Source organism: Variovorax sp. LG9.2 (assembly GCF_035018885.1).
Taxonomy (GTDB): Bacteria; Pseudomonadota; Gammaproteobacteria; order Burkholderiales; family Burkholderiaceae_C; genus Variovorax.
Genome location: NZ_JASJXB010000035.1, coordinates 26219 through 48501, shown reverse-complemented (window position 1 = coordinate 48501; position 22283 = coordinate 26219). Strand labels below are relative to the sequence as shown.

Sequence of the window (22283 nt, the reverse complement as noted above, 5' to 3'; positions counted from 1 at the left end):
CCCCCCGCGTTCCCCGCCACGCCACCAAGATCGTCGCCACCCTCGGCCCTGCGTCCAACACGCCCGAGATCCTCGAGCAAATGATCCTGAACAAGGTCAGCGTGGTGCGGCTGAACTTCAGCCATGGCACGGCGCAGGACCACATCAATCGCGCAGCGATGGTGCGCGAGGCGGCACGCAAGACCGGGCGCGAGGTGGCGATCATGGCCGACCTGCAGGGCCCGAAGATCCGCGTCGGCAAGTTCGCCGAAGGCAAGGTCTTCTTGGAGCCGGGCGCCAAGTTCATCCTCGATGCGGCGCGCACGGAGCCAGGCGACATCAACGGCGTCGGCCTCGACTACAAAGACCTGCCACGCGACGTCAAGCCGGGCGACAGGCTGCTGCTGAACGATGGGCTGATCGTGCTCGTGGTCGATGCGGTCAAGGGCGAGCTGGTCATGACCACTGTCAAGCTGGGCGGTGAGCTGTCGAACAACAAGGGCATCAACAAACAGGGCGGTGGACTGACCGCACCCGCGTTGACGGCCAAGGACATGGAAGACATCAAGACCGCGATGAGCTTCCAGGCCGACTACGTGGCGGTGAGCTTTCCAAAGAACGCCACCGACATGGAAATGGCGCGCCAGTTGTGCAACGTGGCGGGTTCCGAGTACGGCCATCGCCCCGGCATGATCGCCAAGATCGAGCGCGCCGAGGCGATTCCCAAGCTGGAAGAAATCATCCGCGCCAGCGACGGCATCATGGTGGCGCGCGGCGACCTGGCAGTCGAGGTGGGCAACGCGGCGGTGCCGGCGCTGCAGAAAAAGATGATCCGCATGGCCCGCGAGCTGGACAAGGTCGTCATCACCGCCACGCAGATGATGGAGTCGATGATCACCAACCCCGTGCCGACGCGCGCCGAGGTGAGCGACGTGGCCAACGCGGTGCTCGACGGCACCGACGCGGTCATGCTCTCGGCCGAGACCGCATCGGGCCGCTACCCGCTGGAAACCGTGCAGGAGATGAGCCGCATCTGCGAGGCCGCCGAGGCCGCCGAAGACCTGCAGCTCGACGCCGACTTCAGCGGCAAGAACTACACGCGCATCGACCAGTCGATCGCGATGGGTGCGCTGTTCACCGCGCATCACCTGGGCGCCAAGGCGATCGTGGCGCTGACCGAGTCGGGCTCGACCTTGCTCTGGATGAGCCGCCACCGCGCGCACATCCCGATGTACGCGTTGACCTCGCGGCTGGCGACGCAGCGCAAGCTGGCGCTGTACCGCAACGTGCGGCCGCTTCTGATGGATTCGCAGACCGATCGCGACACCGCGCTGGAGCAGGCCGAAGCGCATCTGAAGCAGCGCGGCATAGTGCAGAGCGGCGACGTGTATGCGATCACCTGCGGCGAACCGATGGGTGCGCCCGGTGGCACCAACATGTTGAAAATCTGCATCGCTAGATAGTTGCTCGCCCCCAGGTCGCTGCGCACTGCGTGTCGCGACTCCCACCCCCTGCCGGGGGCGACACCAGCGGCCTGGCGAAGCCAGTTCCGCGGTGTCTCCGGAAGGGCGCCGGCCTTCGGCCTTTGGCTTGGATTCGGGTGCGGGGACTGCGGGCGGTTGAAGTGGCGTCCTACCGGGCCTGGCCGCAGAAATGTGCAAGCTCACGCACCTTTCGAAACCAGTGCGCGTCGTTCTGCGTACATGCCCGATGAACTTCACTCTTTTGCCATTGCGCTCGCTGGCTTGCGTCGCGCTCGCAGCGTTACTTACCGCCCTGCTGGCGGCTTGTTCCCCGGTCAAGATCGTCAACGGGTTGGTGCCTACGAGCACTTACCGGTTCGAGGGGGATGTAGCTTACGGTGGCGCGGCACGGCAGCGTCTTGATATCTACAAACCCCTGGCTTCAGCGATGGCAGCTAACGCAGCGCGGCCGCTGGTAATTTTCTTTTACGGTGGCACCTGGAGCAGCGGCGATCGCGCCATGTACAAGTTCGTCGGCGAGGCGCTCGCCGCGCGGGGCGTGACGGCGGTGATTCCGGACTACGGTCTGTCACCGGACTTTCGATACCCGGTGTTCGTGCAGGACAGCGCGCTGGCGACCAAGTGGGCGCTCGACAACGCGGATCGGCTGGGAGCCGATCCGAAGCAGGTCTACGTGATGGGCCACAGTTCGGGCGGGTACAACGCGGCGATGGTCGCGCTCGATGACCGTTGGTTGGCCGATGTCGGCGCCAGCCCGAAGCAGTTGGCCGGATGGATCGCACTGGCCGGGCCGTTCGACTTTCTCCCGCCCATCGACCCACAGGTGAAAGCCGCCTTCAACTGGCCGGGCACGCCGCCAGATTCGCAACCCATGGCGCACGTCTCGGCCGCCGCACCGCGCACGCTACTCATCGCCACGACCAAAGACAAGCTGGTCGACTATGTGCAGAACACAGAGCAAATGGCGAGCCGTCTGCGTGCCGCCGGCGTACCCGTGCAATTGCGGGAATTCAACGACCTGAGCCATATCACGCTGATCGGTGCGGTGGCCAAGCCGCTGCAATGGCTGGGCGGTCCGGTGTTGCCGCCGATCATGGAGTTCGTGGGGTTGTCTGCAGCGCCGGCGGTTTCTGCAGCCTCGGCAAAGGCCGGTGCGCGCCCAACGAGCGGCAACTGAGTTTGTTCGCCGCAGGCTGTTGCGGCTTTATCGCCGACAGGCGCGGAACGGGCCATCGATACAATCTTTCACCATCCAAATACCGCCGTGCCACGGCATGAACAAGAGAGTGACGCAGTGAATCAGGAACAACTCGACAAAGTCAGCCAAGGCAAGGGCTTCATTGCCGCACTCGATCAAAGCGGTGGCAGCACGCCAAAGGCGTTGAAGCTGTACGGCATCGAAGAGAGCGCCTACAAGGGCGACGCCGAGATGTACGACCTGGTGCATGCGATGCGCACCCGCATCGTCACCAGTCCGGCCTTCGATGGCCGCCGCGTGCTCGGCGCCATCCTGTTCGAAGCCACGATGGACCGTCAGATCGACGGCATCGACTCGGCCGAGTACCTCTGGAAGCACAAGCAGGTCGTGCCGTTTCTGAAGGTCGACAAGGGCCTGGCGAACGAAGCCGACGGCGTGCAACTCATGAAGCCGATGCCTGAACTCGACGCGCTGCTTGCCCGCGCGGCCGGCAAAGGCGTCTTCGGTACCAAGATGCGCTCGGTGGTGAATGGTGCGAATGAGAAGGGCATCGGCGCCGTGCTCGACCAACAATTCGCCGTCGGCCAGCAGATCCTGAAAGCCGGCCTGATGCCGATCCTGGAGCCCGAAGTTTCAATCGGCGCGGCCGACAAGGAACAGGCTGAAGTCATCTTGAAGAAGGGTTTCATCGAGCGCCTGAATGCATTGCCCTCGGCCACGAAGGTGATGCTCAAGTTGACGATCCCGACGGTCGACGGTTTCTACAGGGAACTCGTCGCGCACCCGCAGGTGGTCCGCGTGGTGGCGCTGTCGGGCGGTTACGAGCGTGACGAAGCCAATGCGCGCCTCATGCGCAACCCCGGCATCATCGCCAGCTTCAGCCGCGCGCTGACCGAAGGCCTGAGCGCGCAGCAGTCGGATGCCGATTTCAATGCTGCGCTGGACGTTGCCATCGAGTCGATCTACCGCGCCTCTGTCAGCGAAGCGGTCGGCTGACTCAAGACCGACAGTGCTTCGGCGCTGCCGGCATGCAAGCCACCGTTCGAGGTGGCTTTTTTCTGCGCGCACAATTCAGTTCCCTTGAGATTTTTCGGCGCGTCGCCTGTCCCGTTTTTGCACCGCATTTGCCCATGACCACCGTCCACACTTCCTCCATCCAGAGCCTGCCTTTGCTCGCGCGCGGCAAAGTGCGCGACAACTATGCGGTGGGCAACGACCGCATCCTGATGGTGGCAAGCGACCGGCTTTCGGCCTTCGACGTGATCATGGGCGAGCCGATTCCGGGCAAGGGCGTGATCCTCACGCAGATGGCGCTGTGGTGGTTCGACCGGCTCGGCCATCTGTGCCCGAACCACCTGACCGGCGAGGCGCCCGAAAGCGTGGTCACCGCCGACGAAGTGGCACAGGTCAAAGACCGCTCGATGCTGGTCAAGCGGCTGAAGCCGATACCGGTGGAGGCGGTTGTTCGCGGCTATCTCGCCGGCAGCGGCTGGAAGGAATACCAGGAGAACCATGCGGTGTGTGGCGTGCCCCTGCCATCGGGCTTGCGCAATGCGAGCAAGCTGCCGCGGCCGATCTTCACGCCGGCCGCCAAGGCTGCTGCCGGCGAGCATGACGAGAACATCAGCTACGACCGCGTGGTCGAGGTGGTCGGCCCGTTGATGGCGCAGCAGATTCGCGAAACCAGCATCGCCATCTACGAAGCGGCGGCTGCGATCGCACTCGGCAAGGGAATGATCATTGCAGACACCAAGTTCGAGTTCGGCCTGGACGAAGCCGGCACGTTGGTGTTGATGGACGAAGTGCTGACGCCCGACAGCTCGCGCTACTGGCCCATCGAAGGCTACGAGGCCGCGTTCGCTGCTGGCACCAATCCGCCAAGCTACGACAAGCAATTCGTCCGTGACTGGCTCGAAGCCACGCGCATCAACGGCAAGCCCTGGGACAAGACGCCGCCGGCACCGCGCCTGCCGGCCGAAGTGATCGAAAAGACGGCGGCGAAATATCGCGAAGCGTTGCAGCGGCTGACGGGCTGACCCGTCGGCGCCGAGCGCGCTGCGTGTGGGTTCTCTAGCGGCTTAGCGCGCCGTGGCGCCGGCCAATGTCGCGAGCGTCTGCCCGCTCGCGTCGATCAGCAACATCCGCCCCGGGCCCACCAGCCGATAGCTCGTTGTTGTCTGCAGCACCTGCAAAAACTGCATCTCGTTGGCAGTGCGGGCACCGTCCAGACATGCCATCTTGGTCGCGACCAACTGCGAAATCTTCAGATGGCTGCCGGTCCGTGTGAAGCCGCCCGAAAAGCGGTTGCAACCGCCCGAACCGCTCACCCGGCCGCTGCTTCGGTCGAACTCGATTTGTGCATCGCGTCGCGGATCGCCGCCGGCCCCGACGGGTTGATCGCCGAGTTGCACCAGCAGCCACGACGGCCCCTCGATCGGCTCGTCGAGACTGATGCCGCTGCCGCAAGCGCTGACGGCTGCGAGCACCAGCGTGCCGATTGAAAGGCGTGCGAGACGAATCATCGATAGGTGCATGGCAATGGTTCCGCGCTCAGGGTGTCAGGCAGTCAGCTCAGGATGACGCTGCTCAGGCGGCGCCGATAGGTCGCCACCGTCGGATCGACGGGTGGAATCTGTCCGTCGGCAACCTTCACCTTCGGCGGCTCGATCAGTTCGAGGATGGCGATGTAGGTCTTGCGGGCGAGTTCTTCGCTCCAGGTCTTGTCGCGCATCAGGATGTCGAGCAGCTCGTCCATCGCTTCGGTCCAGCGCTGCTCGGCCATGAGCACCTGGGCGCGGCCGAAGCGGGCTTCGAAGTCGCGCTTGTTGGCGGCGATCTTCGAATCGAACTCGGCGGCTTGGCGCAACTCGCCGACCGGTGGCGCTGCGAAATCGATGGCCGACATCCAGCGCTGCAGCGCGTCGAAGCGGCGCACCGCCGCGGTTTTGGCGATGACGGGTGCGAAGGCGACCTTGGCCTCATCGGTGCGGCCCTCCTGCAGCAAAAGCTTGACGAAGTCGAAGCGGGCATCGTCGTTGGCCGGATCGGTCGCGACCGCGTGTTCCAGCTTTTCGAGCGCGCCTTCGATATCGCCCTCGGCCATCGCTTGCAAGGCTGCGTCTTCTTCTTCGGCGGCTTCGAGCTCGGCCGCGGCTGGTACATGCTTGTCGAGAAACTCGCGGATTTTTTCGGCTGGCAGGGCGCCGACGAAGCCGTCGACCGGCTGGCCGTCCTTGAACATCACGCAGAACGGAATGCTGCGCACGCCGAACATCTGGCTCAGCTGTGCCGAAATCTGCGGCACCGCGTCGGCATCGAGCTTGGCCAGCCTGAAGCGGCCGGCGTATTCGACTTCGAGCTTTTCGAGCACCGGGCCGAGCTGCTTGCACGGGCCGCACCATTCGGCCCAGATGTCGAGCAGCACCGGGATCGGCGTCGAGCCTTCGACGAGTTCGGACTGAAAGTTTTCGAGGGTGATGTCGATCATCGGGAATACGTAAGGGTGAAACGTAAAATTGAAACCATGAACGAATCCATTCAGGTCGGTGTGGTGATGGGCTCGAGCTCCGATTGGGAGACGATGCACAATGCGGTCGAGATTCTCGTGCAATTCGGCATCCGTTACGAAGCGCGCGTGGTGTCGGCCCACCGGATGCCGGACGAACTGTTCGCGTATGCCGAATCCGCTGCCGGCCGGGGGCTCGCTGCGATCATCGCCGGCGCAGGCGGCGCGGCCCATTTGCCCGGCATGCTGGCTGCCAAGACCACCGTGCCTGTCCTCGGCGTGCCGGTCGCCAGCCGCCATCTGCAAGGTGTGGATTCGCTCTACAGCATCGTGCAGATGCCCAGGGGCGTGCCGGTCGCGACCTTCGCCATCGGCAACGCGGGCGCGGCCAACGCGGCACTCTTCGCGGTGGCGATGCTGGCGGTCAACGATGCGCCGATGCGCGCGAAGCTCGACGCCTTCCGTGCCCGGCAGACCGAAGCGGCCACGGCGATGACGTTGCCACCGGCCGGCTACGAAAGCGCTGGCGTGATCGCGCTGGCGACGCAAGGCCCGCAGGGCGGGAGCGCGCTGTGATTCGCGGTCTGCCGCTGATGCCCTGCACCACGCTGGGTGTGCTGGGCGGTGGCCAGCTGGCCCGAATGTTCGTGCACGCGGCGCAGCGCATGGGCTACTTCACCGCAGTGCTCGACCCCGACACCGCCAGCCCGGCCGGCCGCGTCAGCCACCACTTCATCCAGACCGACTACATCGATGTCGATGGACTTGCGCGGCTCGCCGGTCTTGCCGACGCCATCACGACCGAGTTCGAGAACGTGCCCGCACCGTCGCTCGACCACCTGGCAGCCGCCAGGCCCGTCGCACCCGCTGCGGCATCCGTCGCCATCGCGCAAGACCGTATCGCCGAGAAGGCGCACTTCGCCCGCTGCGGCGTGCCGTGCGCACCGTATGCGGTGATCGAGTCGGTAGCCCAGCTCGACGCCGTGGCCGACGATCTGCTGCCCGGCATCCTGAAAACAGCGCGCCTCGGCTACGACGGCAAGGGCCAGCGCCACGTGACGACTCGCGCCGAGCTCGCCGATGCCTGGGCCGACACCGGCAGCGTCGCCTGCGTTCTCGAAAAACGATTGCCGCTCGAATTCGAATGCTCGGTCCTCGTGGCACGCGGGCACGATGGCCAGGTCGTCAACTTTCCGGCGCAGCGCAACCTGCATCGTGACGGCATCCTTGCCGTCACCGAGGTGCATGAAGGCAACATGCCGGCCGATCTGGCGGCGCGTGCCATCGCGGCGACCAAGTCGATCGCCACCGGGCTCGACTACGTCGGCGTGCTGTGCGTCGAATTTTTTGTGCTGGCCGACGGCGCGCTGGTCGTCAATGAGATGGCACCGCGCCCGCACAACAGCGGTCACTACACGATGGACGCGTGCGACCTGTCGCAGTTCGAGTTGCAGGTGCGCACCCTCGCCGGTCTGCCGTTGACGCAGCCGCGACAGCACAGCCCGACGGTCATGCTCAATCTGCTTGGCGATCTGTGGTTCAGGAACGAGAGCAGCGGCCCATCGGCCGACGAGCCGATGGAGCCTGAATGGGCGGACGTGCTGGCGCTGTCAGGGGTGCACTTGCATCTTTACGGCAAGACGGAGGCGCGGCGCGGTCGCAAGATGGGGCACCTGAACATCACTGGCGCGGACATCGACGAAGTGCGCGGCACGGCGGATTTCGCAGCCGCATTGCTGGGCCTTCCGATTCCGTTGTCCGAGTGATCGTGCACACCTCGCTTCGCCGAAGAGGCTGCCAATGATCAGGGATGGGACAACGCCTGACGCCCTGCACGACGCAGCGCTCGTGTTGCGAGCCGGCGGGCTGGTCGGCTTTCCGACCGAGACGGTGTACGGGCTGGGCGCCGACGCGAGCAGCGATGCGGCGGTGGCCGGTATCTTCAAGGCCAAGGGCCGGCCGAGCGACCATCCGCTGATCGTCCACATCGCGGCCGGTATCAAGGGCGAAGAATCGCTGTCGCGCTTTGCGCAGCCGCTACCGCCGTTCGCCAAAGCGCTCGCCGATGCTTTCTGGCCCGGCCCGCTGACGCTGGTCGTCACGCGGCAGCCCGGCGTTGGCGCCGCCGCCGCCGGCGGACAAGACACCATCGGTCTGCGCTGTCCGGCGCACCCGGTCGCGCAGGCCCTGCTGGTCGCCTGCGCCGAGTTGGGCGTTCCCGGCCTGGCCGGCCCGAGCGCCAATCGGTTCGGCCGGGTCAGCCCCACCACCGCGCAGCACGTGCACGAGGAGTTCGGCGACGCGTTGCTGGTGCTCGACGGCGGCGCGTGCGAGGTCGGTATCGAATCGACCATCGTCGACTGCAGCCGCGGCGCGCCGGTGCTGCTGCGGCCCGGCGTCATCACGCGTGCGCAAATCGAAGCGGCCTGCGGCCAGCCGCTCCGCAGCAAGCAAGAGCTGGCGTCGCCCGACCCGCGCGCATCGGGCACGCTCGAATCGCACTACGCCCCGGCCGCCAAGCTGCGCTTGATGGACGCACGCGCCATGCAGACCGCGCTCGACGTGCTCGGCGCCAATGCGCGCCACATCGCGGTGTGGTCGCGCAGCGTGCTCAGGAGCCCGTCGCCGCACATCGTGCAACGGCGCATGCCCGACGACGCGGTCGCCAGCGCGCACCAGTTGTTCGCCGTGCTGCGGGCCTTCGATGCACAGGGCGTGAGGCTGATATGGGTCGAAACGCCACCGGCCGACGCCGAGTGGGAAGGCGTGCGCGACAGGCTGCAGCGCGCCGCAGCCTGAATCAGCCAGTCAGTTTCAGTCCTGGGTCGCCCAGTCGACCAGTGCATCGAACGCCGGCCGTGCCGCACTCGCATTGGCGTGGTTGGCGATGGCGATCACGATGTAGCGCCGGCCGCTGGCGCCATCGACAAAGCCCGCTACGCCCGCCGCGTCACGCAGCGTGCCCGTCTTCAGGTGCGCCGCGCCGCCCGAGCGCAGTGCGCGCTTGCGCAGCGTGCCGTCGACGCCGGAGGCCGGCAGCGAAGACATCAGCTCCGACATGGCCGGCGAGCGCCAGGCCACCTGCAGCATCTTGGCCAGCGCGGCGGCGGTGATGCGCTCGTTGCGCGACAGGCCCGAGCCGTTGTCGAACACCGGCTGACCTTCGCCGGTGCCGATGCGGTCGTTCCACCATTGCTTGACCGTGTCGCGCGCGCCGTCGAGCGTGCCGCGGTTTTTTTGCTGCAGCCCGAGCGTCAGGAAGAGCTGCTGCGCCATCACGTTGTTGCTGTACTTGTTGATGTCGCGAATTACCTCGGCGAGCGGCGGCGAGGCGACTTCGAATACTGGTTTGAGCCCGGCCGGCACCCGACCTTCGCGCACCTGGCCCTTGAGCTGGCTGCCCATTTCGCTCCACAGCCCGCCGATGGCCCGCACCGCGTAGCTGCGCGGGTCGGCGTACGCAACGGCCCAGACCTTTTCACCGCAACTTGCGGGGTAGCTGCCGGCAAAGCCGATGCGTGCGCCATCGGCGTAGTCGGCGGCGAGCGTGGCGCGGTAATCGCCGCAGTCGCCGGCCGACAGCGGCACCGTGCGCTGCATCGTCACGCCAGTCAGTGACGGCTCGAAGTTGACCTGGGCCGTTTGCGCGGCGCGGTTCGGCACGAAGGTCATCACGACCGACTTGTAATTGAGCAGCAGCGCGTCGGGCGCCACGTTGTAGGGGCGCAAGCCTTCGCCGTCGAACGCGGCCGGATCGGCCTCCACGGTTTCGAATGCGCTGCGGTCGAGCACGATGTCGCCCGCGATGCTGTTGATGCCCAGCCCCTGAATGCGCCGCAGCAGCAGCCACATGCGTTCGATCACCAGCTTGGGGTCGCCCTGGCCCTTGATGTACAGGTTGCCGTTGAGCACGCCGTTGACGATGGGCCCATCGACGTAGACGGGCGTGGTCCAGGTGAAGGCCGGGCCGAGCAGGTCGAGCGCGGCATAGGTCGTGACCAGCTTCATGATCGATGCCGGATTGACTGGCACTTGCGTGCGCCAGGCGAGCCGCGGCGGCCGTACACCATCGGCATCGGCGACCAACATGACGATCGCATCGCGCGGCACTTTGGCGCGCGTCAGGGCGGCATCGACTTCAGACGGGAGCGCTTGCGCGGTGGCGTGCGCGATGGCGGCCAGGGCACATGCGAAAACGACGGCTTGGCGCCAGGGCTTGGGAAGGGCGAAAGGCATCGCCGGATTATCCCGGCCGGCCCGCGCCTCGATAATCGCCGCATGCCCAAATTGCTTGCCTTCGACACCAGCACCGACCAGTTGTCGGTCGCGGTGCAGAACGGCGACTTGCTCTTCGAGCACAGCGGTGCCGGCGGGGCGCAGTCGTCGACCACGCTGCTGCCGCTGGTCCTGCAACTGCTTGCCCAGGCCGGGCTCACGCTGCGCGAGCTCGACGCGATCGCCTTCGGTCGCGGGCCCGGATCGTTCACCGGGTTGCGCACCGCGTGTGCGGTGGCGCAGGGGCTGGGTTTCGGCGCCGATGTGCCGCTGCTGCCGGTCGACACCCTGCATGCAGTGGCCGAAGAAGCGCACCATCGTTTCGGCGCGACGCGGGTGGTGTCGGTGCTCGATGCGCGGATGGACCAGGTTTATGCGGCGTGTTACGTGTTCGATGGCCAAAACGAACTGGGCGATGGCAGCCGAGCCGAGGCCTGTCGCACCGAGATCAGCGATCTCGCCGACTTAGGCGAAGCACAGCTGCTGGCGCCCGAAGCGCTGGTCGTCCCGCCCGGTTTCGCGCTCGCCGGCAACGCCTTCCCCGCCTACGGCGAGCGTCTGGCAGCCGGCACCGCGCGCCATCCGGTACTGCCGACCGCCGTCGCCATGCTGCGGCTGGCACCTGCACTGCTCGTGGCCGGCCGCGCCGTCGCCCCGGCCGACGCCGCACCGCTGTACGTCCGCGATAAAGTCGCCCAGACCACCGAAGAACGGGCCGCCCTTAAAGCTGGCGCCGTTGTTGCTACTGCATTGAAATGAGCGCCGTCCTCCAGCCCCTCGAAGCCCGGCTTGAACCACTGACCGCCGATTGGATCGACACGGTCTGCGCGGTCGAGCGCACTGCGTACAGCCACCCCTGGACACCGACCAACTTTTCCGACTCGATGACGGCCGGCTATCACTGCCAGTTGCTGATGGGCGGCGATACGCTCATCGGCTACTTCGTTGCCATGAAGGGCGTCGATGAGGTCCATCTGCTCAATTTCACCGTGGCACTGGCGTTTCAGCGGCAGGGCTGGGCGCCGTTGATGCTCGAAGCCCTTTGCGGCTGGTCGCGCGTCCAGGCGGCGCAATGGCTTTGGCTCGAAGTGCGGCAGAGCAACCAGCGCGCCCTCGACATCTATACGCGCCAGGGCTTTCGCCGTGTCGGCGTGCGCAAGGCCTACTACCCCGACCTCGGCAATCGTCGCGAAGACGCCGTGGTGATGAGCTTGCGGCTCGACGAAACCGGCAGCGCCTGGGGCGCCCTGCAATGACCGAAGCGACGATGCAGCTCGATGCACGCCAGCGGGCCATGCTCGAAGAAATGGGCGTCAAGGTCTGGTGGCCGACGGCGGAGCGGATGGCCACCAGCGCGGCGCCCGAGGCGCCCGTTGCCGCACGCGAACGCGTCGCCGTCGTGCCGCCAGCCGCGAACGCTCCAGCGGCGCATGACGGGACAGCGGCAGGTGTGCCGGCGGCAACGTCAGCGGCCCGGCGCACACCGGGCACGGCACAAACCGCCGCCATCCTGATCGAACCCGCAATCCGCCTCTACGACGGCAGCGGTCCGCCCGAAAACGGCTGGCTGCTGGTGGTCGACACTCCGCCCTCGGCCGACCGTCGCCACGACGACGAACCCTTTGCCGGCGAGGCGGGGCGTCTGCTGCAGAACATGCTGCGCGCGCTGCAACTCGATCGCGGGACGGCGCCGGTGCATCTGGCGCGCGTTCACCGCAGCGCCACCGGTGCGCCGCCAGGCGACGTAGCGCCGCTCCGCACCGGCTTCGCCGCGCAGGCTGCCTCGCTGGCACCCCGGCTCGTGCTGGCGCTGGGGCCGCTCTCGACCCAGGGTCTGATGCAAAGCGACGAGCCGCTCGGAAAGTTGCGCGGCCGCGTTGCACAAGTACAAGTCGATCAAGGCGTGGCGGAAACCCCGCTGGTCGCCAGCTATCACCCGATCTATCTCTTGCGCAATCCGGCCGACAAGGCCAAGGCTTGGGCCGACCTCTGTCTGGCCGCCGCCGAGTTCGAGCGCGTCGCTTCCTAGAATCGGCCCATGACATTTCTCGACAAGTTGCGCGCCGCCGAGCGCCAGAACGGCTCGCTCCTGTGCGTCGGCCTCGATCCGGAGCCGGCCCGCTTTCCGGCAGGCCTCAAAGGCGACGCCAGCAAGATCTACGACTTTTGCGCCCGCATCGTCGACGCCACTGCCGACTTGGCGATCGCCTTCAAGCCGCAGATCGCTTACTTCGCCTCGCACCGCGCAGAAGGCCAACTCGAGCAGTTGATGGAGCACTTGCGCCGCAACGTGCCGCATGTCCCGGTCATCCTCGACGCCAAGCGTGGCGACATCGGCTCGACCGCTGAGCAATATGCGCGTGAGGCTTTCGAGCGTTACGGCGCCGATGCGGTCACGTTGTCGCCTTTTATGGGGTTCGATTCGGTCGAGCCGTATCTCCGGCACGACGGCAAAGGCGCCTTTTTGCTGTGCCGAACCAGCAACCCGGGCGGTGCCGATCTGCAGGGCCAGCGACTCGCCGGCATAAAAGGAGAACCTTTTTTGTATGAACACGTTGCACGGCTCGCGCAAGGTCCATGGAATTTGAACGGGCAACTCGGCCTTGTCGTCGGCGCGACGTACCCGGCAGAAATAGAACGGGTGCGTGCTTTAGCGCCGACGGTTCCGTTACTTATCCCGGGCGTCGGAGCCCAAGGTGGTGACGCCGTTGCAACTGTCCGCGCAGGTTGGCGAAGCGATGCGCCGATCGTCGTCAATTCATCGCGCGCAATCTGTTACGCCTCTGACAAAGACGACTTTGCGGCGGCGGCAAGGGCGGTCGCCCTGCAGACCCGAAACGCGCTCGAAGCAGCCAAAAACTGACCGACATTTTTCGGCACGCGCAATGCCGAGTTGTATCGATGTGACGAAAAAAGTCACATCTTCTTACAGTCCTTGTCCTACAGACGTCCTTTAGAGTTCCTGTGGCCCACCCATGGTCGGGCACGGCATTTGCCTTGAGCGGAGTGACGCAACAGCGTCGAGGACGAGGAAACCCATGGTCGAAGACTTGCAGACCGGTCGCGAAATCGCGACCGAAGAGACAACGCGCGCCCTTTCGTCAAACGAAAGTTCTGGCAGCACACCCAGCGAAGCCGGACACGGCAGCCGGCTCTCGCTGACGGCGGCGCTGGCGGCCGCGGCGGCTCTCGCCGCATGCGGCGGTGGCGGCGGTGGAGGGAGCAGTGGCGCTGCCTTTCTGGCCGCCGGTGGCACCAACGGAGCCACCTCGACCGGAAGCACCCAGGTCGCGGCCGGGTCTCTCACCGCATTGCAAAACACGCCGACCGCCGGCACCTACATCTACACCACCGCCAAGACCGACGACGAGGCCGCGCGCTTCTTGTTGCAGGCGCAGTTCTCGGCGACGGAAACCGACATCGCGGCGGTCCGCGCGAAGGGCTACCTGACCTGGATCGGCGAGCAGGCCGACCTGGCGCCTTCGCAAACCGGCTGGCAATGGCTCGCCAGCAAGCCTTACAACACGGCCTACACCGACAACATGATCTGGAACCAGCTCATGTCGTCGCCGGACGGGTTCCGCAAGCGCATGGCGATGGTCTTCTCCGAGATCTTCGTGGTGTCGGCCAATGACATCGGATCGAGTTGGCCCGACATGATGATGGCGCAGTACTGGGACACGATGGTCGCAAGCGTGACCACCAATTTCCGCAAGCTGCTCGAAGACATCACGCTGAATCCGGCGATGGGCTTCTACCTGAACACGCGCGGCAACATGAAAGAAAATTCGTCCGGCCGCCAGCCCGATGAAAACTTTGGCCGCGAAGTCATGCAGTTGATGACGCTGGGGCTGTATCAGCTCAATGCCGACGGCAGCATCAAGCGCGCGGCCGACGGCACGCCGCTCGACACCTACACGCAAGACGACGTGACCAACATCGCGCGGGTCTTCACCGGCTACGACCTCGACATCAAGACGGCCGAAAAAGGCGTCTTCACGCCACCGGGCCAGACCTACACGATCGAAAGCAACCAGTGGACCCAACGGCCCATGGTGCTGACCGAAAACAACCATTCGACGATGGCGTCGAACTTTCTCGGCACCACGATCGCGGCCGGTACCAAGGGTGCCGCTTCACTGAAGACGGCGCTCGACACGCTCACCAATCATCCGAACACCGCGCCCTTCATCTGCAAGCAGCTGATCGAGCGGCTCATTACCAGCAACCCGAGCGCAGCCTACATTGCACGCGTCGCGGCCGTGTTCGCCGACAACGGTGCCGGTGTTCGTGGCGACATGAAGAGCGTCTTCGCGGCCGTGTTGCTCGATAACGAAGCACGCAGCCCGGCCGGTCTGACCGACCCCAACTTCGGCCGCCTGCGCGAACCGATGCTGCGCCTCGTGCAATGGGCACGCAGCTTCGGCGTGACCTCGGTCAAGGACACCTGGAAAGTCGACAACACCTCGGATGCGGCCAATCGGCTCGGCCAGAGCCCGCTGCGCTCGCCTTCGGTGTTCAATTTTTTCAGGCCCGGTTATGTGCCGCCGTCGACGGTGCTGGCCAGTGAAGGCAAGGTCGCGCCGGAGTTCCAGTTGGTAAACGAGACCAGCGTCGGCGGGTACCTCAACTACATGCAGAACATCCTTCAGAACGGTTACGACACCAAGGATGTGAGCGCGAGCTACACGGTCGAAAAATCGCTGGTGTTCGATGCAGCCGCACTCGTGCGCCGGCTCAACCTCGTGATGTGCGCCAACCAGCTTTCGGCGGCCACTGTGGCGCTGATCACCAATGCGCTCGCAACGCCGCCCATCCCGGCCGGCAGCACCAACGACACCCTGAAGAACAACCGCATCTACGCGGCGATTTTGATGGTGCTGGCCTCCCCCGAATACCTGATCCAGAAATAGGCGCCCCCATGCATTACATCGACCCGAAGGGCCATTCGCGCCGAGCGTTTCTGAAGCGTTCCAGTTCCCTGGCATTGGCTGGCACTGCCATGCCGTTCGCGCTCAACCTGGCCACCATGGGTGAGGCCGCTGCGCAGACCGCCACCGACTACAAGGCGCTTGTCTGCGTGTTTTTGTACGGTGGCTGCGACTACGCCAACACCGTCGTTACCTACGACGACGACAGCTACGGCAAGTACAGCACCATCCGCGGCGGCGTTCAGTCGGCCGGCGGCATCGCGATCGCGAAGGCCGACCTGGCCGCCACCGCGCTCAGCCCCACCACGCCGCTGTCGGGCAATCGCCAATACGCATTGCACCCGTCAATGACGGCGATGAAGAGCCTCTTCGATGCCGGCAATGCGGCGGTGCAGCTCAACGTCGGACCGCTGGTCGTGCCGCTCAGCCGCGCCGGTTTCAACAACAGCAACAAGAAGCTGTTTCCGCAACCGCCCAAGCTCTTCTCGCACAATGACCAACAGTCGACATGGCAATCGTCGTCGCCCGAAGGCTCGACCGTGGGATGGGGCGGCAACATCGGCGACCTGGTGCTCGGCCAGAACAGCACGTCGCTCTTCACCTGTATTTCGGTCACCGGCAACGCGGTGTTTTTGTCGGGCGACAGTGCGCTGCAATACCAGGTGAGCAGCGGCGGTGCCGTGCGCATCAACAGTGTGAGTCCGGCCTCCGGCACCACTTTGTACGGCTCGGCTACGGTCAAGTCGGCGATGCAGGCGCTGACCCAACAACCCCGTACGCACAAGCTCGAGAACGAATACAACAAAGTCACCAAGCGCGCGGTGGAGGCTGAAGGCACGGTGACGACCGCCATCGCGCAGCCCTATGCCGCCGGGACGTTTCCGGTGCCGGCCACCAACCTCGGCAACCAGCTCGCCATGGTCGCGCGCCTGATTCGCGGACGCGCTACGACGGGTGCCAAGCGCCAGGTGTTCATGGTCTCGATGGGCGGCTTCGACCTGCACGACAACCTGATCAACAACCAGGCGCCGTTGTTGAAGCAAGTGAGCGACGCCATGGCCAGCTTTCATGCGGCGATGGTTGCCGAAAACCTCGGCGACAAGGTGACCGCCTTCACGGCATCCGATTTCGGCCGCACGCTGGCATCGAACGGCGACGGCGCCGACCATGGTTGGGGCAACCACCACTTCGTGGTCGGCGGCGCGGTCAGAGGCAACATGATCTACGGTGCGCCGCCACCAGTGAGCATCAACAACACCTCCACGCTCGACGGCTACGAAGGCCACGTCGGCCAGGGCCGGTTGATCCCGACCACCTCGGTCGATCAGTACGGCGCGACCATGGGCAAGTGGTTCGGCCTGAACGATGCGCAACTGCTCGACATCCTGCCAAACCTGAAGAACTTCAACGGCAACACGCTGGTGGTGAACGGCACGACCTACACCTACCCGCGCGATGTCGGATTCATGAAGCCGGCTTGACGTTCACCGGCGACACCGGCGCAGCGACGGCACCGATGCCGCCGATGAAGAGATCCGCCACGATCGGTCCCATCGCCGCATGGTCGAGGTTGCCGCCCGGCTTCATCCAGGTGAACATCCAGTTGATCATGCCGAAAAGCAGCATGGTCAGCGGCTTTGACAGCGCCTTGCCCGGCTTGTCTCCGCGCATTTCGGCCACCGCTTTAGCGAAACCGGCGACCACCTTGCGCTCCTTGCCGAGCACGCGCTCGCGGTCGGTCGGCCCCAGGAACTTGACGTCTTCCGTCAGCACGCGGTGCGCGTCCTGTGCATCGGCGTATTCCGCGACGATGCGCTGGATGAAGTGCCGCAGGCGCGCTTCGCCTTGCAGCGCCAGGCTGGCTTCGTCTTCCACCAGCGCGGCCAGGCGCGACACGTGATCGTCGGCGATGCTGACGAGCAAGGTGTACTTGTCGCGGTAGTAGTGATACAGCGTCGCCTTCGACAGCCCGCACGCCTCCGCCACCTGGTTCATCGACGTCGACGGATAGCCGCGCTGCGCGAACAACCCGGCCGCGCGCGCCAGGATCATGTCGCGTTGGTCGTCGTAGTTGGCGGCTCTTCCGCGTGCCATCGGGTCAGTCCGCCGAAGCGTTGCGCTTGGTGTCGACCAGCGAGCGCACCGACGAACGCTGCACGGTCGGCCGATCGGCCTCGACGACGGTGAGCGGCTGCACTTCGACCAGGCTGGCGAGGCAGCGGCGCGCGAGCGCCTGATAGGTCAGGGTGCCTTCGAGTTTCCAGGCGATCTCGGCGTCGCCTAGTTCGCGCTTGACCTTGGCCGGCATCCCGGCGACCAGGCTGCGCGGCGGAATCTTCATGCCGGCAGGCACGAAAGCGCAGGCCGCGACGAAGGATGCTTCACCGACTTCGGCCTCGTCCATCACCACCGCGTTCATGCCGACCAGCGCATCGCGCCGCACGATGCAGCTGTGCAACACCGCGCCGTGGCCGATGTGGCCGTTCTCCTCGATGACCGTGTCCTGCAGCGGAAAGCCGTGCACCACGCAGGTGTCCTGCACGTTGGAGCCGGTCTTCATCACGATGCGGCCGAAGTCGCCGCGCAGGCTGGCCAGCGGTCCGACGTAGCAGCCCGGGCCCACGATCACGTCGCCGATGAGCACGGCGGTCGGGTGCACGTAGGCGGTCGGGTCGACCACGGGCACGACGCCTTCGATGGCATAGCAGGGCATGTTTTGTCTCCTCAGGGTTTGCACCGACGTCAATGCGACGGCGGGGGCTTGCGCGACCCGATCGACGAATCTTAAAATCTACCGAACGGTCGGTCAATAGTGTTTTGCCGAGCGACGGAGATACACCACGATGACGGAGCCTTCGATACTTGCAGCCCGAAGCGGCGCGATCGCCACGCTGACGCTCAGCCGTCCGGCCGCGATGAACAGCTTCACCACCGCCATGCACGCCGAGCTGATTGCTGCGCTGAACGCTGCGGCCGACGATGCCGATGTGCGTTGCGTCGTCATCACCGGCGCCGGACGCGGTTTCTGCGCCGGGCAGGATCTGAGCGATCCGATGGCTGCGCCCGGCAAAGACCTCGGCCAGCTGATCACCGGCACTTACGCGCCACTGGTCGAACGTATCCGATCGATGCCAGTACCGGTGATCGCAGCTGTCAACGGCGTCGCGGCGGGTGCCGGCGCCAATCTCGCACTGTGCTGCGACTTCGTGATCGGGGCGCGCTCGGCCAGCTTCATCCAGGCGTTCTCCAAGATCGGCCTGGTGCCCGACACCGGCGGCACGTGGCTGCTGCCGCGCCTTGTCGGCAGTGCCCGCGCGCTGGGCCTTGCGATGCTCGGCGACAAGGTGCCGGCTGCAGACGCCGCGGCGATGGGGATGATCTGGCAGTGCGTCGACGACGCTGCGCTGATCGACACCGTCACCGCGTTGGCGACGCGCCTCGCCGGTATGCCGACGCAGGCGTTGGTCGCGACGCGACAAGCGCTGTCGGCAGCGCAAGACATGAACCTGGCCGGTGCGCTCGCCAACGAAGCGCAGCTGCAAAGCCGCTTCGGCGCCGCGCACGATTACCTCGAAGGCGTCGACGCTTTCCGCAACAAGCGCGCGCCGCGCTTCACCGATCGCTGAAGCATGCCAACGTTGCAGCCGACACCGCAGCAAACCGCCGAGCGCGTGGGCGAGGGCATGCTGCGCAACGACCGCGCGACCCGCACATTGGGCATGGCGGTACTCGCCATTGCGCCCGGCGCGGCCACGCTGGCGATGCGTGTGCGCGAAGACATGCTCAATGGCCACGACACCTGCCACGGTGGCTTTATCGCAACGCTCGCTGATTCGGCTTTCGCTTTCGCTTGCAACTCGTACGACGAGCTCACGGTGGCGTCGTCGTTCGGCATCGACTTCATCGCGCCGGCGCGGCAAGGCGACCAGCTCACTGCAAGCTGCATCGAGATTTCCAAGAGCGGCCGTACCGGCGTTTACGACACCGAAGTGACCAACCAGCGCGGTGAGCGCATCGCGGTGTTCCGTGGCCGCTCGCACACCCTGAAAGGCAGGCCAGCGGTAAAGCCCATCGCAACAGCGATCGCGCCCGAAACCGTGGCCGCTGCGGGAGACACCCCATGACCGCGAAGCGCCCCGAACCCGGCGACCTGTCGCCGATCGAAGTCGCCAGCCGCGACGAGATCGTCGCGCTGCAGTTGCAACGCATGCAGGCGACGCTGCAACGCGCCTATGACCATGTGCCGCACTACCGCAAAGCCTTCGACGCCAAGGGCGTGAAGCCCGGCGACCTGAAGCAACTGAGCGACCTTGCGAAGTTCCCGTTCACGGTGAAGGGCGACCTGCGCGACAACTACCCGTTCGGCATGTTCGCGGTGCCGCGCACGCAGGTGGCACGCATCCATGCGTCCTCGGGCACGACCGGCAAACCTACGGTGGTTGGCTATACGAAGAACGACATCGACATCTGGGCCGACCTGGTCGCGCGTTCGATTCGTGCGGCCGGTGGCCGGGCCGGCGACATGATCCATGTCGCCTATGGATACGGCCTTTTCACCGGCGGCCTGGGTGCGCACTACGGGGCCGAGCGCGCCGGTTGCACCGTCATCCCGATGTCGGGCGGCCAGACCGAAAAGCAGGTGCAACTCATCCGCGACTTCAAGCCCGACATCATCATGGTGACGCCCAGCTACATGCAGGTGATCATGGAAGAGTTCGTGCGCCAGGGCGTCGATCCGCGCAGCAGCGGCATCAAGATCGGTATCTTCGGCGCCGAGCCGTGGACCGAAGCGATGCGCCACGACATCGAGAACAAGGCCGGCATCGACGCCGTCGATATCTATGGTCTGTCAGAAGTGATGGGCCCCGGTGTCGCAAGCGAGTGCATCGAAAGCAAGGATGGTCCGGTGGTGTGGGAGGACCACTTCTACCCTGAGATCATCGACCCCGACACCGGCGAGTTGTTGCCCGATGGCGAAGAGGGCGAGCTGGTCTTCACCTCGCTCACCAAAGAGGCGATGCCCGTCATCCGCTATCGCACGCGCGACCTCACCCGGCTGCTGCCGCCGACCTCGCGATCCTTCCGCCGCATGGGCAAGATCGTCGGGCGGAGCGACGACATGATGATCATCCGCGGCGTCAACGTGTTCCCGACGCAGGTCGAAGAAATCGTGCTCGCGCACCAGCGGCTGTCGGGCCTCTATCAAGTGCACGTGAGCCGCGACGGCTTGCTCGACCAGGTCGAAGTGCACTGCGAGCTGCAGCCCACCGGAAGCGCGATCACCGAAGGCGACCGCAGCGCGATCGCGCAGTGGGTGCAGCACCGCGTGAAGACGCTGATCGGCATTTCGACGCAGGTGCGCGTGTTCGATCCGAACAGCATCGAGCGCACTCAAACCGGCAAGGCGCGGCGCGTGGTCGACACGCGCCCACATTGAACACAGGAGACACCATGTACACGCAAGCGATGGACACGATGGGCAAGGACGGTAGTGACGCCGATGGCAAGAAGAAAGCCATCCGCTCGGCCGAAGAGATGCGCCTCGAAGAGCGCTTCGATGCGCACATCGATGCCGGCGATTTCATCGAGGCCAAGGACTGGATGCCCGACCATTACCGCAAGACGCTGGTGCGGCAGATCAGCCAGCACGCGCATTCGGAGATCGTCGGCATGCTGCCCGAAGGCAACTGGATCAGCCGCGCGCCGACCTTGAAGCGAAAGGCGATCTTGCTGGCGAAGGTGCAGGACGAAGGCGGTCACGGTCTCTATCTGTACGCTGCGGCAGAGACGCTCGGCACCTCGCGCGACCAGATGTTCGATGCACTGCACACGGGCAAAGCAAAGTACAGCTCGATCTTCAATTACCCGACGCTGACATGGGCCGACATGGGCACCATCGGCTGGCTGGTCGATGGCGCCGCGATCATGAACCAGGTGCCGATCTGCCGCTGCTCCTACGCGCCGTATGCCCGCGCCATGATTCGCATTTGCCGCGAAGAAAGCTTCCATCAGCGCCAGGGCTATGAAGCGCTGCTGACCATGATGACGCAAGGCACCGACGCGCAAAAGGCGATGGTGCAAGACGCGGTAAATCGCTGGTGGTGGCCGTCGATCATGATGTTCGGCCCGCCCGACGATCAGTCGCCCAACTCGGCGCAATCGATGCGCTGGGGCATCAAGCGGTTCTCCAACGACGACCTGCGGCAGAAGTTCATCGACGCCGCCGTCGAGCAGGCGCGCATCCTCGGCGTGACCTTGCCCGACCCGGACCTCAAGTGGAACGAAGAGCGCCAGGCGCACGACCACGGCACCATCGACTGGAGCGAGTTCTGGCGTGTCGTTGGTGGCGATGGGCCGTGCAATCGCGAACGTCTGGCAACGCGTGTCAAAGCGTGGGACGACGGTGCATGGGTGCGCGAAGCAGCGATGGCGCACGCGCAGAAGCAGCCGATGAAGGAGGCCGCATGACGAGCGAAGCTTCGACTGCCAACGTGGCTACTCAACCTGAGTGGCCGCTGTGGGAAGTCTTCGTGCGCAGCAAGGCTGGACTCGATCACAAGCACTGCGGCAGCCTGCACGCGGCCGACCCGAAGATGGCGATCCAGATGGCGCGCGACGTGTACACCCGACGGCAAGAAGGCAGCAGCATCTGGGTGGTGCGCTCCGACCAGATCGTCGCCAACGACCCGGGGGACAAGGCCGCGTACTTCGATCCGGCGGAAGACAAGGTGTATCGGCATCCGACGTTCTATGTGTTGCCTAAAGCTGTCGATCACATGTGAGCTATGAAAGTTGTTCCAGCTTCAATGCGGTGCAGTAGGGGGTGGGCTCACGCCGACGGCGTGCTCTCCTCCGCGAATGTCCCCCGCCCTTCGGGCTCCTCCTTTATTTCGCTGCGGAGAGCACGCCAC

Annotated in this window: 23 protein-coding genes; 18 read left to right on the top strand and 5 right to left on the bottom strand. The window is 65.3% G+C overall.

Annotated elements, in window-relative coordinates; translation table 11 throughout:
- From pyk to QN413_RS23640, 4 genes are all read left to right on the top strand, one after another.
- A partial coding sequence (gene pyk, locus QN413_RS23655; RefSeq protein WP_323499045.1) for a pyruvate kinase occupies positions 1 to 1442 on the top strand: 1442 nt, incomplete at its 5' end.
- 247 nt (positions 1443 to 1689) lie between these two features.
- Positions 1690 to 2640, top strand: a complete 951-nt coding sequence (locus QN413_RS23650; protein WP_323499044.1) for an alpha/beta hydrolase — start codon at positions 1690 to 1692, stop codon at positions 2638 to 2640.
- 117 nt (positions 2641 to 2757) lie between these two features.
- A complete protein-coding gene (locus QN413_RS23645; RefSeq protein ID WP_323499042.1) occupies positions 2758 to 3657 on the top strand; it encodes a fructose bisphosphate aldolase in 900 nt (299 codons plus the stop codon).
- Between the two features lie 134 nt (positions 3658 to 3791).
- Complete coding sequence (locus QN413_RS23640; RefSeq protein ID WP_323499040.1) at positions 3792 to 4697, top strand: phosphoribosylaminoimidazolesuccinocarboxamide synthase; 906 nt, start codon at positions 3792 to 3794, stop codon at positions 4695 to 4697.
- 42 nt (positions 4698 to 4739) lie between these two features.
- On the opposite strand, the gene QN413_RS23635 is transcribed toward QN413_RS23640, so the two are convergent.
- Positions 4740 to 5195, bottom strand: coding sequence for an META domain-containing protein (locus QN413_RS23635; protein ID WP_323499039.1), 456 nt, complete (start codon positions 5193 to 5195; stop codon positions 4740 to 4742).
- A 32-nt stretch (positions 5196 to 5227) separates the two neighbouring features.
- Positions 5228 to 6148 (bottom strand): tetratricopeptide repeat protein, encoded by a 921-nt coding sequence (locus tag QN413_RS23630; protein ID WP_323499038.1) that lies wholly within the window; start codon positions 6146 to 6148, stop codon positions 5228 to 5230.
- A 36-nt stretch (positions 6149 to 6184) separates the two neighbouring features.
- On the opposite strand from QN413_RS23630, the gene purE reads away from it, so the two are divergent.
- Genes purE through QN413_RS23615 form a run of 3 tightly spaced genes read left to right on the top strand, consistent with a single transcriptional unit; the run spans position 6185 to position 8965 of the window.
- Positions 6185 to 6742 carry a 5-(carboxyamino)imidazole ribonucleotide mutase gene (purE, locus tag QN413_RS23625; RefSeq protein ID WP_323499037.1) on the top strand — a complete coding sequence of 186 codons (558 nt, stop codon included), beginning with the start codon at positions 6185 to 6187 and terminating at the stop codon, positions 6740 to 6742.
- Between the two features lie 17 nt (positions 6743 to 6759).
- Entirely contained in the window at positions 6760 to 7932 is a 1173-nt protein-coding gene (locus QN413_RS23620) for a 5-(carboxyamino)imidazole ribonucleotide synthase (RefSeq protein ID WP_323499048.1), read from the top strand.
- A 34-nt stretch (positions 7933 to 7966) separates the two neighbouring features.
- Positions 7967 to 8965, top strand: coding sequence for an L-threonylcarbamoyladenylate synthase (locus QN413_RS23615; protein WP_323499036.1), 999 nt, complete (start codon positions 7967 to 7969; stop codon positions 8963 to 8965).
- Between the two features lie 15 nt (positions 8966 to 8980).
- Here the strand turns inward: QN413_RS23615 and dacB are convergent, their stop codons facing one another.
- Positions 8981 to 10402, bottom strand: a complete 1422-nt coding sequence (gene dacB / locus QN413_RS23610; protein WP_323499035.1) for a D-alanyl-D-alanine carboxypeptidase/D-alanyl-D-alanine-endopeptidase — start codon at positions 10400 to 10402, stop codon at positions 8981 to 8983.
- Positions 10403 to 10444: 42 nt separating this feature from the next.
- On the opposite strand from dacB, the gene tsaB reads away from it, so the two are divergent.
- From tsaB to QN413_RS23580, 6 genes are all read left to right on the top strand, one after another.
- A complete protein-coding gene (tsaB, locus tag QN413_RS23605) occupies positions 10445 to 11200 on the top strand; it encodes a tRNA (adenosine(37)-N6)-threonylcarbamoyltransferase complex dimerization subunit type 1 TsaB (protein ID WP_323499034.1) in 756 nt (251 codons plus the stop codon).
- Positions 11197 to 11697, top strand: coding sequence for a ribosomal protein S18-alanine N-acetyltransferase (gene rimI / locus QN413_RS23600; RefSeq protein ID WP_323499033.1), 501 nt, complete (start codon positions 11197 to 11199; stop codon positions 11695 to 11697). Before tsaB ends, rimI begins: the two co-directional genes overlap by 4 nt.
- Entirely contained in the window at positions 11694 to 12470 is a 777-nt protein-coding gene (locus QN413_RS23595) for a uracil-DNA glycosylase family protein (protein WP_323499032.1), read from the top strand. The genes rimI and QN413_RS23595 overlap by 4 nt, the downstream gene beginning before the upstream one ends.
- A 9-nt stretch (positions 12471 to 12479) precedes the next feature.
- Positions 12480 to 13304: an orotidine-5'-phosphate decarboxylase gene (gene pyrF / locus QN413_RS23590; RefSeq protein ID WP_187053557.1), complete on the top strand. Its 825-nt coding sequence runs from the start codon at positions 12480 to 12482 to the stop codon at positions 13302 to 13304.
- A gap of 175 nt (positions 13305 to 13479) precedes the next feature.
- Positions 13480 to 15354 (top strand): DUF1800 domain-containing protein, encoded by a 1875-nt coding sequence (locus QN413_RS23585; protein ID WP_323499031.1) that lies wholly within the window; start codon positions 13480 to 13482, stop codon positions 15352 to 15354.
- Between the two features lie 8 nt (positions 15355 to 15362).
- Entirely contained in the window at positions 15363 to 16853 is a 1491-nt protein-coding gene (locus QN413_RS23580) for a DUF1501 domain-containing protein (RefSeq protein WP_323499030.1), read from the top strand.
- On the opposite strand, the gene QN413_RS23575 is transcribed toward QN413_RS23580, so the two are convergent.
- Together QN413_RS23575 and QN413_RS23570 are read right to left on the bottom strand one after the other, a co-directional pair.
- Positions 16837 to 17466, bottom strand: coding sequence for a TetR/AcrR family transcriptional regulator (locus QN413_RS23575; protein WP_323499029.1), 630 nt, complete (start codon positions 17464 to 17466; stop codon positions 16837 to 16839). The two genes, QN413_RS23580 and QN413_RS23575, sit on opposite strands and share 17 nt — an antisense overlap.
- Before the next feature lie 4 nt (positions 17467 to 17470).
- Positions 17471 to 18085 (bottom strand): phenylacetic acid degradation protein PaaY, encoded by a 615-nt coding sequence (locus QN413_RS23570; RefSeq protein WP_323499028.1) that lies wholly within the window; start codon positions 18083 to 18085, stop codon positions 17471 to 17473.
- 130 nt (positions 18086 to 18215) lie between these two features.
- Between QN413_RS23570 and QN413_RS23565 the strand changes: the two genes are divergently transcribed.
- The 5 genes from QN413_RS23565 to paaB are packed head-to-tail and all read left to right on the top strand — an operon-like array spanning position 18216 to position 22154.
- On the top strand, positions 18216 to 18998 hold the full coding sequence (locus QN413_RS23565) for an enoyl-CoA hydratase-related protein (protein ID WP_323499027.1): 783 nt from the start codon (positions 18216 to 18218) through the stop codon (positions 18996 to 18998).
- Between the two features lie 3 nt (positions 18999 to 19001).
- On the top strand, positions 19002 to 19496 hold the full coding sequence (gene paaI, locus QN413_RS23560; protein ID WP_323499026.1) for a hydroxyphenylacetyl-CoA thioesterase PaaI: 495 nt from the start codon (positions 19002 to 19004) through the stop codon (positions 19494 to 19496).
- Positions 19493 to 20809, top strand: coding sequence for a phenylacetate--CoA ligase PaaK (gene paaK, locus QN413_RS23555; RefSeq protein WP_323499025.1), 1317 nt, complete (start codon positions 19493 to 19495; stop codon positions 20807 to 20809). Before paaI ends, paaK begins: the two co-directional genes overlap by 4 nt.
- Positions 20810 to 20823: 14 nt before the next feature.
- Complete coding sequence (paaA, locus tag QN413_RS23550; RefSeq protein ID WP_323499024.1) at positions 20824 to 21840, top strand: 1,2-phenylacetyl-CoA epoxidase subunit PaaA; 1017 nt, start codon at positions 20824 to 20826, stop codon at positions 21838 to 21840.
- Positions 21837 to 22154, top strand: a complete 318-nt coding sequence (gene paaB, locus QN413_RS23545) for a 1,2-phenylacetyl-CoA epoxidase subunit PaaB (protein ID WP_323499023.1) — start codon at positions 21837 to 21839, stop codon at positions 22152 to 22154. The genes paaA and paaB overlap by 4 nt, the downstream gene beginning before the upstream one ends.
- Positions 22155 to 22283 lie beyond the last annotated feature (129 nt).